We start from the raw sequence: 17,246 nt of genomic DNA on the forward strand, positions 1-17,246 counted from the left end.
GCCCATCACCGCCATATTGTGCGCCAATCAATGCAAATAACACTTGGTTTTGACTTATTGAAAAAGTAGACCCGCTACAAAATGCCCACTGCCTAGGTGAGAATGTAGTAGCAATCATTTTTATTTCACCGACAAATGACTCAGACATGCTAGTTTCCTTTTTTAATTTCTAGCTGGAAAGGTACCTTCCAGTGCAATACAAAAATTAAGTACGAGTAAAGGTTGAAGATTAGTATGTGGCGACCCACTCCCGCTACTACTAACAACATCCTGAGCAAGTTCTGTCAAATCTAACGATGAACCGTATACGAAAGGTTCAGCTGAGGTACCCTTATTATCCTTTGATTCAGAAAATATACGATCTGTAAACGCGGGGCTATTAGCGGCTATGCTAGCCGTAGCTTTTACTGCATGCGTATGCGCTGGCATTTCATCTAACGTTAACCTAACCGTTTCCTCCCCTGAACTATCTCCAGCATAAAAGGGACGGTTTTCAGTGCTCAAAAACCCACTACCGATAGGCGTGCGCCCCCGTAAGTCCGGTAACTTAAAATCACTTGTTCCATTACCACCAAACTGAGTCCCTAATAGAGCATACAGTGCCCCATTCTGTGTAATTGCGATCACTCCACCATTACAGAATGCCCAATTTTTTGGGGCAAAATCAAACGCAAATGGTCGTATTTCAGATATAAACGGATCAGCCATATAAATCTCCCTACTCACTTTTATTAAACGAATAATTTAGTCTATTAAACACGAAGTACTATTTTTGTGTCGTGATGTATATCTCATACTCAGTTTCGCTATTTGGTGATAGAAACAGCTCTGCATCATTAAATGCATCGTGTGTGAGTCTATATGTGCCTTGTTCTAAAGGTTCATTTGCAGAGCCTTTAAGCAAAACACGAAATGCATCCCATTGTTCCCCATTCAGTTTTGTTCTATCAACTGATGATACCTTTAACTCTACTTCACCATCTTGACCAGCAACCTTAACAATTGACCCTTGTGCTCTTTCAACATTTTCAAACGTAAACTTTTCCATATTCAACTCCTGTGTTTAACTTCGCTTAGTCACACACCACTCATTAATTTCACTGGGTGTGGGTACCACGCCATAAATTCATATGGCGGGCTAATTGATTCAACTTGAAACCCTAAACGCGCATACAACTGCTTAGCAGCAAAATTATATTGCTCAACGGTCAGTGTTAAAGGTGCACCAGATTGTAATGCAGCACTTTGAAACGATTGGATTATCGCTGAGCCAAAACCATGCCCTCTCGCACTTGGTAAAAAGCCAATATCGACGATACGAATTTCATTTGGGCCAAAATCAATGGTTGCCTTACCGATTGCTTCATGATGTTTTTCAATAATAAAGTACATTGCATTGGGGAACTTATCTCCATACCCTTGGGTTTGAGCTTTAAACTGCATTTCCACAATTGACTCTACAAAATCTTTTTCGCCATCAATTAACTGTAAGTCTTGTCGCATTAAACTATGCAGCTTTTCTAAAAAAGGCTTATCGTTTGCATTTGACGGTCTTATATTTAAGCCCTTAGGAATATTAAGTTTCATTACCTCTTTAGCTCCTTAGCTTACTTTTTTTACTACAATATGTTTTTTCTTTAGAGTTCATAATTAAATCCAACAACCACTCATTAACATTACAGTCTATGACAAGGTTGATTCTTGGTGTATCACCAGTATTTATTACAGAATGTTCCGCATCGGCATTTATATACCAACAGCTGCTCTGACTTATTGGAACTTTTAAATCATCCACTAAAAATTCAACATGTTCAGATGTCTCTAAAGAAATATGAATACGTGCCTGGGCTGATAGCTCAATACTCAATCCAAGGTCTCGGTGGGGTTTAATCAAAGAGTTGGGGGAAAGGCGCATAAGCCGTGCAGATAAAATGTTACATTTAAATTGTGACAATAACTCACTAATAGAAGGTAAATATTGAAGGTGATCGCCATCAATAAAACTTGAGCTAGACTCAATTGCGAAAGATTGCAGAATCACATCCTTATCAGCATGTTCAACAGGCACTCTTAAAGGCAATACATCCCAATCGCCCTGATAACACTGGGTATTAACATGTCTAACCCATTCTAATTTTTTTGCTACAAGCAAATCGGCAGACATCTTTTTTACATTATAAAAAATTTCAAGCTTGGCAAACGAAATGACTGGAGAGACTATATTCTCACCAGCATTAACAACTTCAGGAATAAGTATGTCATCATTCATTATTTGTTCTCAAACGAAGAGAATGAATGAGCAAGTATTTAATCTTAAAACAAAGTGTATACAGGATGGGGGTGAAATCGATTTCTGTATGTATATTGTTGCGGTATGTTGAGCTACTTTCACTCACTATAACGGCTTTAGCACATGACTCTAATTGCATTTTAAGTAAAGACTTTAAATAACAAATTATTGGTTTTGCGCGCCGTAAACGCTTTGTAAGCTGTGAACTTTGTGCTTCCATACTGAAATATTCCTTTGATATCCAATTATCGTGCTAAATTCTATTAGGGAATTAATGCTACATTCAGTTAAGAGCTTAGTTTAAAAGCTATAGGGTACAACTTTAATTTTCATTTATTTTATATAGCTTTAATTTATTTGACTTATATCAAACATCATAAAAAACCATAAAAAATAAAAGGCTTAGTAAATGCAGCTTAATTTAAATTATCTTGAGCATGGCACAGGAGTGTTATAAAAAACATTACACGTTATTACATGGCATCATTTTTATTCTTATAAATAACTGCAGGCTTGATTTTGCTTAGCTTTATAATGAGCTCATATTTATATATTGCACAATTCGAGGACTATTCGTCCTATTTGGACAACTACCATGCGGCAGTGTATGTTGCCAAACAATTAAACTGCCCGCTTTTGCAGGCAAAGGCGTACTGTGCCATTGTTGGCAATTAAAATGATGTGGATTGGTGTTTTTAGGTAAGCTAGCAAGCCAGCCGTCTATTTTTTTATGAAAACCAGGAACACAACTAAACGCACCTTGATCAGCGGTAACGTCAGTAAGGTACAGTAACCCTTGCGTTGCAAAGGTGAGCGGTTTATTAAAATTAATATCCCAGTGCAGATTTGGCCCGGGAAACTGCCAACTCAATGTCTCTGGCGGGTTAAAACCAACCCTATCTGTACTTACAGTTAAATTACTTTTACCCCACAGTTGCTCAAAAACATCCCGCACCTGAGGCTGCTTCCGAATAGCTTGCATTGTTATATCATTAAAAATTTGTACCATAACTCCTTGTTTAAGATCATGATTTCGGTACCATGAAGCAGGATTGTTTTTATCCATATTCAAACGTTCATAAATCATATTACAAACGTTTTCACATAGCGTTTTTTCTACCAACTCAGGAATAATAACGTAACCATTATCATCCCAGCTTTGCCACTGCTGTGATGTTAAAACATAATGACGAGGCTGATTTAGTAATATTTTTTGTTGTTTTGGGTCTTTTTGCTGAAAAAATGCTGCTACCTTTTCATTTAACTTACTTTTAACTGTATTTGAAATAGCTATGCCATAACGCTGTTCTACCCAGTTTTCGAACGTTAAAAAACTATCACTCGCAAAAATATATTCTATAGTCGGTGTAAGCCCTAAACCTAAAGTATCCATGATCATGACATCAAGCGACCATTCGTCTTCTATTATTTTTTTATCCGCACAGCCTTGTTTTTGTAATTGCGCTTTGTGCCACATTCGTTTTAATTGAAATAGACCTAAGCGCCCAGTTTCTTTATAACAAGGTAGTATGCTCTGCGTTGTTGTGTGCAGAGATGGCACTTTTGCTATCAATTCATTTTGCATAATAACTCCTTTTTCTTACCTGATTTTAGACAAGCAAAACACCTTAAATTGATTTATTAACACTAGCTAAACTTAATTAGAATAGAGTGCTATATTACTGTAAGCAACAATTGTAATTGCTAAATACAGGGAGTGGTATGAACACTGAGATTGAAAAAATTCTCGCCTTTGTTACTCATATTGGAATAAAGCACAGGTATCAAACGTTAAACGAAAAGACTTTTTTGCCGGGAATTAAAGTAGCCCAGGGAACTTTACTACTTGATTTAGAAAAATGCCTCTACCCTGGTGACATCCTTCATGAAGCAGGGCATATTGCAGTAACCTCAGAGACAAACAGAACCTGTTTAACCGGCGATATGAAAAACCATGATCACCAAGCCGCTGAAGAAATGACCGCGATTGCATGGTCATGGGCCGCAGCCTGTTACTTAAATATTGCACCCGATGTTTTATTTCATAAACACGGTTATAGAGGCAGTTCAGCTAGCTTAATAACCGCTTTTAGCAATAATACTGGCTTTGGCTATCCGCTGTTGTATTCATGGTTTATGTGCGAACAACCTGATCACCCCAACGGTTATCCAAACATGTTAAGGTGGCTTAGAGATGACGCCTACACACAAGCTCAACTAAAAAAATTACAATAAATACGATAAGGAATATACGTGCTTGATAATAACTTTTCCTCAGAGCAGCTTACTTTACTATGTGCTGACTTAGCTCAACTAAGATTAATAGCCGATTTAACACTTGCACCTACGATGCCTTACTTTGCTGAAAAACCTTATCCAATTGGCCGCTGTAGAGAAATAAGAGACGAGGTATTTACATTACTACAAGCACAACTGCCGCACACAAACAAACCTGGACTTAGCTTATTAAAAGGTCTTATTGCACAGGGCAATCCTTTACAAAAAGCCTGGGGTTCACTGCGGGATGAGTATTTTCAAAACGCATTTATTATTGGTCCTTGGTATATTGATGTTTCTAACGACACCGTGAATGCCAATAAACCCAGAGTAGAGATTTTGCCTTTAGCGACATCAAACTTTACCCCAATTAAAGATTTTACTCAGTTTGTAAAAATAGCCCGTAACTATTGGAAAGTTGAGGTGTATAGAAATGATGTATGCCCAGCTCTTGCGCCTTATATGCCACTTTTATGTGTTGGCGATAACGGTACTAGCTGGCTAGGAGCTGCAAACGACGACATGCTAAACATCGCAATAAACAGCCAATTTACCCAATCAAAAGCAATATTAAAAGTTCTGCCAAGCCCACCAAAAGAAATAATACAGCGCTGGCAATCGCTGTTATTAAACTTCACTCACGACCCTTTATTGATAACAAAAGGAGATGCAATCATCTTTTGTGATGAATACAGTAAAAAGTTACAGCACCCCGATCTAGCACACAGGGATGCCGCTGTGATTGCCTATTCATCGTTACCAAAGTCAGTGTGATTTAGAATATCAGTGCAACACTCATTGTAATGATGTGTAATAGAAAAGCCTGCCCTTGTCCCTGTACTCCTTAGAATTTATAAAGCGCTATGACACCTAGACTTATAGCGCTTTAACAAATTGTTAGCTAAAACGCTTGTAACCCCTGCCATGCCAATTGCAGCGCAAGTAAGGTTAAAACAACCCGAAAAATACGTTTAAACTTAGCCGCAGAAATCCGCTGTAATAACTGTAAACCAAGCCACGTGCCAAGCCCACCACTGATGATCATTGCCGCAACTAAAGGCAACCACTGCCAAAACGAAAAACCTACAAAGCCATACAAAATAGCTTTAAAAGTATGTTGCACACTCATACAAGCGGAAAAAGTAGCGGTATATCTTAGCTTTTCATAATTATTAACATACAAACAACTGCCCACTAACGGGCCACTTGCGCCAACAAACATCGATAAAAATGTTGTCACAGCACCAGCTGTACTGCGCCATAAAGCTGAGGTTTCACGCAACTTTGGCGTCACTCCCCATAATAAATAAAGTACAAACCCTGCCACGACAATTTTCATCAATTCAAGTGGAATACGGGTCACAATAGACGACGCAGCAAACGCACCAATAAGCCCACCGAGTGAAAAGTACGCAAACATACTTTTATCAAGGTGTTTAAAAGTCAGCATAAACCTATTGGCATTTGAGCCCAGCTGCACTAACCCATGCACCGGAATAACAATACTCATAGGCAATAACGATGCCATCACCACCAACAACATCAACCCGCCACCAGCACCAAAAGCCGCCGAAATCATCGACGTTACAGCCGATAATATAATAAGCCCAATCACGCTGAGCGGCGTTAATAAATCGCCAGCTAAAAATTCCATATAAGATCACTTGGCAAGTAAAAGAGAATAATGACGTTAACATGAGTAAAAATAAGATGCGAGTACCTAAAGCACCAGTAAAATGAAGCGCTTATTTCAATAAAATAAAAATAAGCGATGAGCTATTAAAACAATAAAACACTTCGCCTTAAACATAAAAAAACCCGCAAAATTGATTACTCAAATTTGCGGGTTTTTTAGGGTTTTTAAATCAACGAATTTAAAAACCGATATTGGTGGAGCTGGGGGAAGCCCAATCAACAAAATAACCCTATGTTATTAAAGAGATAACGATATTTTAAATTTCATAATATGGTACTGGCTGTGGTACTACCAATTCGCTATCGGAAAGGGATATGAACCGCCGTCTGAAGCCCTTTAAGCAAATGAAAAATAACAAATAATACTTTCAGCAGTTGTATATTATCGTGTATGTTCGAAGATTATAGATGCTGTTCCTATTCAAAGCAATATTTATGCTTTTTACAGCAATTTTAAGCCGTGTATTTTTTCATAATGAGGTGTTTTTATGGCAAGTGATCAACCAACTGCAAATGAAATTGAGAGTATTTATATTGATGGTCAACTCGTTCACCCTTTAGATATAGAAAATCCTGATGCCTTTTTTACAAATTTAGTGCGGGATGAACTTGAAAACTATTTAGTAGAGGAAATACAACAACTCGATAATTTAACAGCAGCAACAAACGTCTTTAATAAAATGGTTGATGAATTCATTAATTACGCTGTAACGACTTATCTTGGGCACGTAGAAACTGATTCAATAGTCGTTGTAAAAGAAGAAAGTACGATACTACAAGTTATTGAAGAGTATCGTGAAGCTGACGCAAAGCTAGGTGCAAATGAACTTAACCATAATAACTTAGATATTTTTGATTATGCGGGTGATTTACTAAGAGGGCTGGGAATTCCAAACTTGGGATTGGCTATAAAAGCAAAACGAATTGAAATTATGATTCGCGAGCAAACACAAATTCAACTTGAAAAAATAGGTGGGCTAAAATATTTAAATGCCCAAGCTATTGAACGCGGCAGGCAAGGTGGTCAAAACAAAGCTCTTAAACAAAAAGAAGTTGTGTTTTTTGTTTTAAGGGAATACGAAAATAACTATATGAATTCAAAGCATAGCCAAGCCCGTGCTGCAAAAATGATAAAAGATAAAACCAATGAGCACATCCAAAACACACCAGAACTAAGGGCACAACTTCAGCCGTTTAGCGAAACCTCTGAAGCCGTTTTGAAATGGATTTCTAACTTTAGTAGCTACATGACAAACCAAGTTTGGCCGCCAAAAACCTCATCTGCGGTTAAAGAATATTATGAGTCTAGGTAATAGGTCATTGTATGGTTTTGGTATTAATACCAACCCACGCTGACTAAATGATCAATAATAGACAATCAGCTTTTGGGGAAAAGGTACGGCCATAAAGCCGTACCCACTGTACCTCCGTTATTTTTTGCCTTGGTAATTAGGATTATTCGGGTTTAACTGATTACCACGATTATCCTGCGCTTTTTGATACGCAGGGTTATTACCTGAAGTACCTTTATTACCGTTATTTTGATTAGCTTTGTGATTGTTGTTAGACATAGTAGTCTCCTTTAAAGATTAAAAAGTAAATTCGATTTTAGGAACTTCAGCGATTGCTAAAGCTCCTTCAATCGTCGAATATCCTTTTTAAAATTTTTAAACGCTCTACAATCACTAGGGGTACTTGGCACCGTTACTTTTATACCTGAAGGTGTTATTAGTCTTGGGTGCCTGCCTTGTTTAATAGACCACCCTTTCTTCTTCAACAAGCTGCGCACTAGCATATTTATATCTTTGTCACTGCTATACTTTTTCATTAACAAAGTCCTAAAAGAGTAACTTTGTTTATTGACGTATAACATTGCTTCTTAGCATCACTGGTACCACGACGAAAATTACAGCTTTCTGTCATGTTACAGCTAATAGTGAACTCTTTAATGTTTGTCATGTAAACCTCCATTTGTTGCTGACAAACACAGATTCACCTAGTGCAATGCACTAAAAAGCTTTATTTTAAAATAATTACATTTTTTGAAAATAATCTAACAAATCATCAAATTCTTCAGCCTCTTTGTGCTGGGCATGGACATGACCAATAAGTTGTTTAACACCGCTATTATTAGCCTTAAATTGGTTTGATAACGCTAAAGCCTTTTCCATATCATTATTTAGATAAGCCAAAAGTAGGTTGTCTGTAGGGCTAATAAGTGCGGATTGGGTAAGGAGCGCATGAAGTAAACTCAGGTTTTTACCTAACACAAGCTGTGGGAGTGTAGCAAAAGGGTTGGGAAGCCTGACAGAATAAAGATCCATCTCACTTGCCAAGTCATCAATAAATTGAACTGCGTTTTGATTACTAAGAGCAATTCCCATTAAAGAATTATTTTCAGCAAAAAGCAGTTTAATCGTTTTTACAGATTCATCTCTAAAGCGCCTGTCTTCGAAAATCTTTTTTACGTCTTTAGGATCAGTAAAAATAGCATTCAGCAATAACGCGTTAAACAACACATCTAACTGCCCTTCAGCTAGATATTGTTTAGATCTCTGAACAACTTTCTCAGTATTAACTTTGATAAGCTTGTTTCGCACTAAAGAATTAGCTTTGTCTTTTAAGTAAGGACTCTCTTTGGCAACATCAATTCCAAATAAATCACGAATTGCATCGGGGATTGTTAAACCACTAGCCATTGCATGATGCTTCTTCAATTAACTCATTTGACGTTATTTCTTTGAGGTTTTTTCTAGTAATCGATAATTGAGCCACTGCTTTAGCTAAATCTAGCCACTTTCGAATTCCACCTTGTTGCCTATTCGACTGATAGTAATTAGGACAATTATGCTGTTGTTTTATATATTGCTGAAGAACGCCAATACAATAACCTGCTCTCATAGCTTCAGCCATTGACGTATGAAGTGCTGCAAACTTTCCCTGCTCGTTTTGACGATCAAAAATAACGGTCGCCTCTAAACAAGATGCCTGTAAAAAAGCAGCATCCTCGACTTCAAAAGTAGATTGCTTAGCATATATTTGGGTGCTATAGAGAATACATAGTAGGGTTAATCCGATTATTTTTGTCATACTTCATCCATGTTTTAGTTATTTATAGCATCATAATATGCTTCGAATATAAGGTTCTCGAAAAGCCCACTTATCAAGTAGGGTTTTTAGACGCATCAAAATCAACAGGTTTTTCAGTATGCTCTAATAGGTCAACTAATGGGGTTGCAGCATATACAGCCAAAATAGTCATTAATACTAGAGCAAAACGTATCGATTCAGACGTGTGATTTAGGTACTCAATACCTATGAAGCCTTGAGTACTTATCTCCGCAAAAATAACAAAATAACAGCCAGAAAATAAAATCAAATATACACTCGCTATTGAGAAAGCAAAGCGCTTCAGGGACTCTTTAAGCCCAACATTCAATCTATAACTTCGAGTAATAAAACGCCAAATAACCGCAACGAGTATGATAAAGGAACTTATTTCAATAATATCTAATTCGGCCAAACTCACGCTGTATTCAAAAAATGAAAACGGTATAAATAAAAGTCCTATTACAGTAACCAAACCATAAATTAAATTTAATAAAAAAGACCTGACACCCGCAACGAAGTGTACGAGTAGGTTATCAATTGTGCTAAGAAGTGATTTCATTTTCATCCTTGAATTTATTAGAAAATATATTTTTCAATATCATCCCTTGTTGCATAATAAAGGTCCAGAAAAATATAAGTAAATAGATTATTAAACTCAAAAGGGCAATAACATGGAAGACTTTAAACGCTTTGATGAAATAACACAGATGGATGACAGGCACCGGCTAATGGGCTTAATTACAGGAGCTCCTATTAGCCTTGAATACATTTACAAATGCTTAGAGCAAGAAAAATTACACACAAACGTACCTGAAGAGGTCAAAAATCAGTTTAATGTCCTTAAGAATATGGCTTTATATACATATTTTTCTTACTCCTTAGCGCCAGAAGTTAACTTCAAAACATACACTCTTTTTGAACTTTCATTACGTTTAAAAATAAAACCAGAAAAAAGAATGATGCTTCGACAACTCTTAAATCATGCAGTAACTCAACAACTCATCTCCGATAAAGGATTCCGACATATCAAATCACCTTCAAAAAATAATAAATGGTGTAAATCACTACCTAAACTATTACCAGATTTAAGAAACCCAAAGGCGCACGGCTCAACAAGCTTGACCGGTGACTGCCTAACTAACATATCAATATGTGTAGATTTTATTAATCAATTATTCACTGAAGCAGATTCAAGTAATGTTGATTAGCGAAAGTAATAGGCTGCAAAGTTTACAAATCATACTTTTATACTAATATTGGTTAGGGTTACTATAATTTTAATAAGGATGAATATGAATGTAAAACACACACCACCTAATGGCGAAAGCATTGTTCACAAAGGACAGAAAGGTGGGACAACTGGTTGTGGTATAAACACAAGAGATAATTCAACTCATTGGGCAAATACTACAGATAGGATCACATGCAACAAAAATGGTTGTAAGAATTAATTTAGCTTGAAATCAAGGGCCAACTTACTAGCCCTTAATCTACTTCTAAATCCAGTCGTAACTCTTTAGCTGCTCCCACGCGGAGGTTACATGCTCTAAAGACATTAAGCTCTTCTTACGCTCATTCCAATTTTGAATAGCCATAAATGCTTGCTCAGGTGTGTTTGCATGCTCTTGTTTAGCAACCCAATGAACTGTCGCTAATAACTCCACACCATATGGTGACTCATACCCTTCGATTAAATCTGTAACACGCGCTATTCGAGAACTTATTTCAGGGTTAGAGCTTGCTAAAAATAACTTTGCATCTTCGAGTGTAGTTTCAACTGGACGGATTTCAGACTCAACAACACCATCGCCTACACCTTGAATATAATGACCGTCCATCGTATTTAAAGCATGCCTTAACGCATCAGCATAAGGACCAAACTTATCTTTAACAAAGTTAAGTCGCATATCTTCACCAGCTGCCTGTAAAAAGTAGGCAAGCTTTTGCACTTCAATTTTTGATAAGCCATAACTAACTGATTGGTACGATTGTAATAGAGCTAAAATTGCAGCCCTACCTGGAGTCATTTTTGGCTTAGGGGTACTTGTTTGCATGTCTTGTGCTTTTATAGAATCTGTCGGTTCATATAAATAAACATCAAGTTCTGGAATGTCAGCCAGATACCTTAACATTAAAGGTTTTACTATTTCCCAATCGAGCCCACCATTACCACAACCTAAAGGTGGAATAGCAATAGATTGGATGTTTAACTCTTTAATACGAGCAACTAAATCTTGTAAACCAGCTTCAATATCTTTTAAGCGAGAATCACTGCGCCAATGACCTTTTGTTGGGAAATTAATAATAAGCCGAGGAGTGGCAAGTGCACCCAGTTCAAAAATAAACATTTTACCTAGGGCAACGTCTCCAGCTTTACAGGCTGTCGCATAAGCTTTGTAATTACTTGGCCATTTATTTTTAAACTGTAACGCAATACCTTTACCCATAACGCCAACACAATTAACGGTATTGACTATCGCATCAACATTTTGCTGTTGTAAAAGATTGCCCTCTACTGATTTAATACTCATACAGCCCCAAAATAACTCTTAAAAATACCAAGCTGGCATAACAACTACTGGCAAGTCTAACGCAAAGCGTCTCAAAATAGCATTAACTTCTTGCGCTTTTGTTTGGTTGGCTACACCAATTCGTACTCCCCAAGTAAGTGGTACTTGCTCTTTTATCAAAAACTCAGCCATACGTTTTTCTAGCCTTTGTGTATATCGAGGGTTAGTAGGCACTGCATGAAAAAATTTACAATACCCATCTAAACTAGGCTGTTCTGTTAGAAGCTCCCAGTCAATTAATGTATGTAATTGTTTTAAGTCCGTACTTGGTTTGCTATACGCAATAGTCGCATTTCGATCAAAAAATATATACTCACGCATACCTGAGCGATAAGCTTCCTCTATTGTTAATTCAAAATAAATAATATCAGTTTGACTATACTTACAACCCTCTACTCGCCCATTATGAATTGCAGATAACATTGGTGAACGTGGTGCAAAATAAAAAGGCACATAATCATGAATACTTCCACCAGGAGGGTTAATTACCTTTTTGTTAGCACGAGTGCTTTGCGCGCCTTTATGAGCAATATTATTGTATGTAATGCCTAATCCAGTTGACTTCGCTTTACTCCACAATGCTTCGTGCTGACAAATCATCGGCAAGTTATCAATCGCAGTAATATGGAATATTCGCACAGGCCTAGGCATGGTCATAAACGATTTGTCCTTTTGTAAGGGCGCTTTTCTGCATGTATTTTATCCGCAGGTTCTAGCAAACCTATTGCATCAGTGAAATACCGCAGTCCAGCCCATTGGTTATAGCAGCCAATTATATAAACTCGCTTTTTAGCTCTTGTAACAGCAACATTGAGTAAATTAGGTTTACTAGCAGCCCATTTAGCAGCCCCTGCACTATCAGTTGCACCTAAAACAAAAATTACTAATTTTTCTTCTTTACCCTGGAACGTATGAACAGTTCCTACCCGCCCTTCTAGCCAACTTTTAAACTCGGACTCACTAAATTGCTGGTGTGAAAAATGTTTATTGAGGTATTTAATCATGCCCTTTTTAACATTAGAAAATGGTGAAATGATATAGCAGTCAGGTAAATGATCTTCTCTATTGATGAAATCATAAAGCATTGAAAGTACATATTCAGCTTGTTCAGGGACAAAATGTTTACTCTGCTCTGTTCCACTAACGTCAAACCAGCTACTAGGGCCCCATATAAATGACTCTGTTTCAGCTATATCATCTAAACCATGAATCATTTTATTGTTATAAGCTATTTGATTTGATATTGAAAACATAGGATCACTACAACGACGATGCACGCGCAAAGGACTACCCAGCCATTTATCATATGCTATTTGCGAAGTTCCGTAAGGGTTTACTCTATCGGCAAGTTCCTGCACTGAAGTCAAAGAGGGCGACCAGTCAAGCCAATCATCTTGTAATAAACGCTCTCCCAAAAATTCAACTATGTCTGGCGGTATAGTAAATACAGGCTCAATTTGTAGTGGATCGCCAACAACTACAGCACGTTTTGCTCGTAATAATGCGCCAACGGCTAGCTGAGGTGCAGCTTGACCAGACTCATCGATAAATAACCAACCTATATCACCTTGCCCAAAGCTTGAAAACTGATTCGTTACCGATGCAAACGCGGAAGAGACTACCGGACAGATCATAAAAAACAATTGCCACATTAATTTCGCATCGTCTGGTTTAGTAATTTTGTCTTGCAATAAATCAGGGAGTTTATTGAGAGTTTGACTCAGGCCATTATTGTAACTCGCCACTAGCCAAGCTTCATGCAGGTTAAAAGCTGCAATCGTTAATTCAGAGCGAAGTTTATTAAGTGTTTGACTGTGCCCAAACGCCTTGCGCTGGTGGACTGTTGTATCTAAGTCATCGTTAGCTGATACAAACATCACATCAGGATGAAGCACCAGGATTTCTTTACACGCACTCTCCTCAGCATGTAATTTAGCTTCGAGTGTTACTACTTGGATTTTTAAAGCTTCAAAAGCTCTCTTTCTTTGTTCAACTCGTAAACAGAATGCACTATATAACACCCTTAGTTTACAGCTTTTAAAAATACGATAATGCCACCAAGGCAAACATTTCTGATGAAGCTTTGATGCAAAAAAATGACATTTTTTATAGCTGACTTCACCCTCTAAGCACTTTTGCTTTAGTTGCTCTAAACTATGCTTTAACCCAGTAAGCGCTTCTAAACGATGTAAATCTGCTATCGCTTTATTTACCGCCTTTTCTGCTTTTACATATAGCTGTTGTGCATCTTTAAATAATGTTTCAGGTTCGCCTTTTTGGCTTAATAATTTAATACCATCAACCAAAGTTGTATAGCTTTTAGAGACCTCATCGGTCTGCATCTTATCTGTTTTATCGAAGAACACTTTATTCGTGAAGCGTTTTCTATTGCCACTATTTCCTAATGCAGCTGCAATCATGCCCCAACAGTTATCTTTTTCTTCAAGACCTATTAAACGTTTTTGTTTTATTTCAACATCGGCTGCTACTTTTTGGGCCACTGATTGAAGATAGGTTAAGCAATTAAACTCATTCCCTAGCGCCTTAATTTGAGGCAGCTCCTTTGTGATATTTTCAACAGCATTATTGTTGCTAGAAACAACAACCATTTCAAAACCGGTGAGTGCAGGTTTAAGTACTTGTATTGAAGAGGCCTCATCACCTATTTTTATTTTCTTTGTTTTAGAAAATGCACCTTTAGCGCTTTTTAATCGAGACAGCACTTTTGCGCGCTTAACAATATTAGCCGCAATAATGTCTCGCAGCATAGTTGTTTTACCAGTACCTGGTGGACCGTTCACTGAATATAAGCCACCAGCTTTTATATGGTCACTAGCTGTATTTATCGAAAACTGCTGCATTAAACTCATAGTATGCTTAGCGCTATCTGGCCATCGCCCTAAGGGCGTATAATCATGAGAAAGCTTTTGCTTAATAATACTCTCGCCTGATTTACTCAATAAATCTGCATAATAGTTTGGTTTATTAAGTAAATATGAATACAACGGAGAACTAGTATCTAGCTCATTCTTTTCTACCAATTTAATAGAACGGGCTATATCTTCAATAAAAAAACTATTTAGTATAGGCACATCATTTTCATTAGTGTGTGAATCAAGCTGCTCGACAGATTCTGCGACTACTTCCTCAACATCAGAGCTATCTTCTTTTAATAAATCAGTAAGTTTACGTAACTTTTCTAAGGCAGCATCAGTAATCAATTTTGAACTTTCAGGAGCTGGCTCTCTGGGTGCATTGTTTAATTGCACTATTAAGGAATAACATGTTTCATTTGGTTTGAATCCCGCCCACTGGGACAAAAACTTTAAGATTTCAAATAGCTCAAAATGGGTAAATGCATCACTTGTATTAGTTTCGTGTTTAATGTTTCTAGCTAACTGATGAATTTTTTTTAATTTATCAGAAAAGTCCTCTACGTCTTGGTCAAAATCACTTTTTCGCAGACTATCTATTTCACCCTTTAATAATTTCCCTAAAGCCCATGGCGCAGTAGACATTTCAAGAGAATCAAGTTTAAGCTCAGCTTGTGCATTTAGTTTAATTTTAGCGCAGCAAGTAATACCGCCATCATCACGTCGCTGCTGCCAGTCTTCCTCTTTTTGAGAATTCATGGAGTGATTATCTGCTAAGCCTTTAAAGTACTCTTTCGTCTGCTGTGCAAACTCGTTACGATTAAAAATGCCAATATAAAGAGTATAGTTATATGCTTTATTGGGATGATAATCTTTGCCAGCCAAACGAATTTGCTGACGGTTAAACCAAGGCAAACTATTTGGATCGTTTTTTAAATCACTTGCTGTGTATTGTAAAAAACCATCATCAGCACCTGGTAGCATATTTTTTAAATCAAAGGTATTAAAGAACTCAGTTTGCAGCCAAAACTGCAAAACCTTTAATGCATGGTTTTTATCAAAATTCATTAATTAAACAATCCTTTTCATTTTTTATTACTGGCCCATCTAAAGTATCTGAAATGATATTTCTATCCATAAGTTTCAAAACCGAGCTATCAATATCAAATGGTAATACTTTAAGTGTGAGCCCGTTCTCAAAAATAAAATCAGGTAAAGGCTTCAAAAATTGAGGTGTCATAGGGAAGATCAGCCAAATCACTGCGGGTTCAAACTCCCCCTTCTGGTAAGTTTGGTTATAGGCCAACATCTGGTATATGTCGCCCTCACTTATTCCATATTTTTTGTTAGGTAAGCTTTCATCAATCACCTTCCACTTTGTATCACCAATAATTAATTTATTTTCTGCTTGAATATGTAAGTCAGGCTTTAATTGGAAAAGCTTGCCATTATTGGGGCGTTTTTTATTGTCGTTAGGCTTATGGCTGATTAAATATTGACTGCTGGTTTGTGTTTTAATGTCATAATTTTGAAATTGTTTTTTCAGACAAATTGGTACGTAATCCTCAAATACACGTTCCATAGGAAATAATATAGACAACATACTTTTAGAACCGTTTATCGATGTAGGACTTTGATCTTTAAAAATCATCTCGATCCACGGTCTAATCGCTTCATAGTGAGACAAATGCCTGCCCCGTTGCCAAGCATTGAGATCCTGCCATATAGCTTTTGAGCTTGTTACTTCTTCAAAGTGAAATAGTAACTCTCTGCAAAGGTGTTGTGTTTTTGCTGTCACGCGTTTGAGCGACCAGAGCAAAGCACTTTTAATTAATCGGTTTTCAGGGCGGTTAGTCGTTAGCTCGTCAAAGGCTATAAAGTGATGGTGTTTATTAACTAAGTTATGCCTGATTTGCTGGCTAACCAGTATTCTACCCTTTATAAAAGGCTCATTACTTTCATGCGTTTCATACTGCCTTGCCACACCACGCTTAATTAATAAGCTAATCTCTTGCAAAAACAATTGAATGAATACGTCAAGTAACGGCATTTTAGCCATATCTAACGATGCATTGTCAGCAACCTTACCTGGTAAATACTGTGTTGCCTTTAACATCTTTATGAGGTTGGAGCGGTTCCAGCTAATACTTTCATCACTCTCAGTATTTACGCTTTTCCGATGTGTTTTAGGCAATATTTCAATTTGATCGCCGCAAGGTAAGCAAATTACACCAACGTAGTTTTGGCAAACTAATACCTCTTGGCGCTTTTCAAAGCCATATCTAAATAACTTATCATGGTCTGCCTCACTGCAAGTTAACAGCTGTTTGAGCGCTTCAAATTGAGAGTGTTTTAGGTTTAAATGATCACCCTCATATTTAGTAATATTACTTTTATACAAGCGAGAAAACTCATAAACAGACCATGTAC

At 37.2% G+C, this 17,246-nt stretch carries 19 protein-coding genes; 4 read left to right on the forward strand and 15 right to left on the reverse strand.

The window, feature by feature from the left end; translation table 11 throughout:
- From H5232_RS06425 to H5232_RS06450, 6 genes are all read right to left on the reverse strand, one after another.
- The coding region (locus H5232_RS06425; protein ID WP_182830662.1) for a phage tail protein at positions 1-148 on the reverse strand (148 nt) is incomplete at its 3' end.
- 14 nt (positions 149-162) lie between these two features.
- Positions 163-708, reverse strand: coding sequence for a phage tail protein (locus tag H5232_RS06430; RefSeq protein ID WP_145242941.1), 546 nt, complete (start codon positions 706-708; stop codon positions 163-165).
- 58 nt (positions 709-766) lie between these two features.
- Positions 767-1,048 carry a DUF6916 family protein gene (locus H5232_RS06435; RefSeq protein WP_054205190.1) on the reverse strand — a complete coding sequence of 94 codons (282 nt, stop codon included), beginning with the start codon at positions 1,046-1,048 and terminating at the stop codon, positions 767-769.
- A 29-nt stretch (positions 1,049-1,077) separates the two neighbouring features.
- Positions 1,078-1,587 (reverse strand): GNAT family N-acetyltransferase, encoded by a 510-nt coding sequence (locus H5232_RS06440; protein WP_182759879.1) that lies wholly within the window; start codon positions 1,585-1,587, stop codon positions 1,078-1,080.
- Between the two features lie 7 nt (positions 1,588-1,594).
- Positions 1,595-2,269: an aspartyl/asparaginyl beta-hydroxylase domain-containing protein gene (locus H5232_RS06445; protein ID WP_182830663.1), complete on the reverse strand. Its 675-nt coding sequence runs from the start codon at positions 2,267-2,269 to the stop codon at positions 1,595-1,597.
- Between the two features lie 550 nt (positions 2,270-2,819).
- The gene (locus H5232_RS06450) at positions 2,820-3,875 is read right to left on the reverse strand and encodes a phytanoyl-CoA dioxygenase family protein (protein WP_182830664.1); all 1,056 of its coding nucleotides are present in this window, start codon (positions 3,873-3,875) and stop codon (positions 2,820-2,822) included.
- 137 nt (positions 3,876-4,012) lie between these two features.
- Between H5232_RS06450 and H5232_RS06455 the strand changes: the two genes are divergently transcribed.
- Both H5232_RS06455 and H5232_RS06460 read left to right on the forward strand, forming a co-directional pair.
- Entirely contained in the window at positions 4,013-4,525 is a 513-nt protein-coding gene (locus H5232_RS06455) for a hypothetical protein (RefSeq protein WP_182794095.1), read from the forward strand.
- Between the two features lie 18 nt (positions 4,526-4,543).
- A complete protein-coding gene (locus H5232_RS06460; protein ID WP_145242932.1) occupies positions 4,544-5,341 on the forward strand; it encodes a hypothetical protein in 798 nt (265 codons plus the stop codon).
- A 127-nt stretch (positions 5,342-5,468) separates the two neighbouring features.
- On the opposite strand, the gene H5232_RS06465 is transcribed toward H5232_RS06460, so the two are convergent.
- Positions 5,469-6,221 (reverse strand): sulfite exporter TauE/SafE family protein, encoded by a 753-nt coding sequence (locus tag H5232_RS06465; protein WP_182830665.1) that lies wholly within the window; start codon positions 6,219-6,221, stop codon positions 5,469-5,471.
- 529 nt (positions 6,222-6,750) lie between these two features.
- On the opposite strand from H5232_RS06465, the gene H5232_RS06470 reads away from it, so the two are divergent.
- Positions 6,751-7,575, forward strand: a complete 825-nt coding sequence (locus H5232_RS06470) for a hypothetical protein (RefSeq protein ID WP_182830666.1) — start codon at positions 6,751-6,753, stop codon at positions 7,573-7,575.
- 117 nt (positions 7,576-7,692) lie between these two features.
- Here the strand turns inward: H5232_RS06470 and H5232_RS06475 are convergent, their stop codons facing one another.
- From H5232_RS06475 to H5232_RS06490, 4 genes are all read right to left on the reverse strand, one after another.
- Complete coding sequence (locus tag H5232_RS06475) at positions 7,693-7,833, reverse strand: alpha-amylase (RefSeq protein ID WP_182717125.1); 141 nt, start codon at positions 7,831-7,833, stop codon at positions 7,693-7,695.
- A 462-nt stretch (positions 7,834-8,295) separates the two neighbouring features.
- The gene (locus H5232_RS06480) at positions 8,296-8,961 is read right to left on the reverse strand and encodes a hypothetical protein (RefSeq protein WP_182830667.1); all 666 of its coding nucleotides are present in this window, start codon (positions 8,959-8,961) and stop codon (positions 8,296-8,298) included.
- Positions 8,954-9,352, reverse strand: a complete 399-nt coding sequence (locus tag H5232_RS06485) for a hypothetical protein (RefSeq protein WP_182830668.1) — start codon at positions 9,350-9,352, stop codon at positions 8,954-8,956. The genes H5232_RS06480 and H5232_RS06485 overlap by 8 nt, the downstream gene beginning before the upstream one ends.
- Before the next feature lie 73 nt (positions 9,353-9,425).
- Positions 9,426-9,932: a hypothetical protein gene (locus tag H5232_RS06490; protein ID WP_182830669.1), complete on the reverse strand. Its 507-nt coding sequence runs from the start codon at positions 9,930-9,932 to the stop codon at positions 9,426-9,428.
- A gap of 112 nt (positions 9,933-10,044) precedes the next feature.
- On the opposite strand from H5232_RS06490, the gene H5232_RS06495 reads away from it, so the two are divergent.
- On the forward strand, positions 10,045-10,581 hold the full coding sequence (locus H5232_RS06495) for a hypothetical protein (protein ID WP_182830670.1): 537 nt from the start codon (positions 10,045-10,047) through the stop codon (positions 10,579-10,581).
- Between the two features lie 288 nt (positions 10,582-10,869).
- Here H5232_RS06495 and H5232_RS06500 read toward each other — a convergent pair whose 3' ends face one another.
- Genes H5232_RS06500 through H5232_RS06515 form a run of 4 tightly spaced genes read right to left on the reverse strand, consistent with a single transcriptional unit; the run spans position 10,870 to position 17,217 of the window.
- The gene (locus H5232_RS06500) at positions 10,870-11,904 is read right to left on the reverse strand and encodes a macro domain-containing protein (RefSeq protein WP_182830671.1); all 1,035 of its coding nucleotides are present in this window, start codon (positions 11,902-11,904) and stop codon (positions 10,870-10,872) included.
- A gap of 18 nt (positions 11,905-11,922) precedes the next feature.
- A complete protein-coding gene (locus tag H5232_RS06505) occupies positions 11,923-12,600 on the reverse strand; it encodes a DUF4433 domain-containing protein (protein WP_182830672.1) in 678 nt (225 codons plus the stop codon).
- The gene (locus H5232_RS06510) at positions 12,597-15,884 is read right to left on the reverse strand and encodes an ATP-binding protein (RefSeq protein WP_182830673.1); all 3,288 of its coding nucleotides are present in this window, start codon (positions 15,882-15,884) and stop codon (positions 12,597-12,599) included. The genes H5232_RS06505 and H5232_RS06510 overlap by 4 nt, the downstream gene beginning before the upstream one ends.
- Complete coding sequence (locus H5232_RS06515) at positions 15,874-17,217, reverse strand: McrC family protein (RefSeq protein ID WP_182830674.1); 1,344 nt, start codon at positions 17,215-17,217, stop codon at positions 15,874-15,876. The genes H5232_RS06510 and H5232_RS06515 overlap by 11 nt, the downstream gene beginning before the upstream one ends.
- Between the last annotated feature and the right edge of the window lie 29 nt (positions 17,218-17,246).

The sequence above is a fragment of the Pseudoalteromonas sp. SG41-5 genome, assembly GCF_014164495.1.
GTDB lineage: Bacteria > Pseudomonadota > Gammaproteobacteria > Enterobacterales > Alteromonadaceae > Pseudoalteromonas > Pseudoalteromonas rhizosphaerae.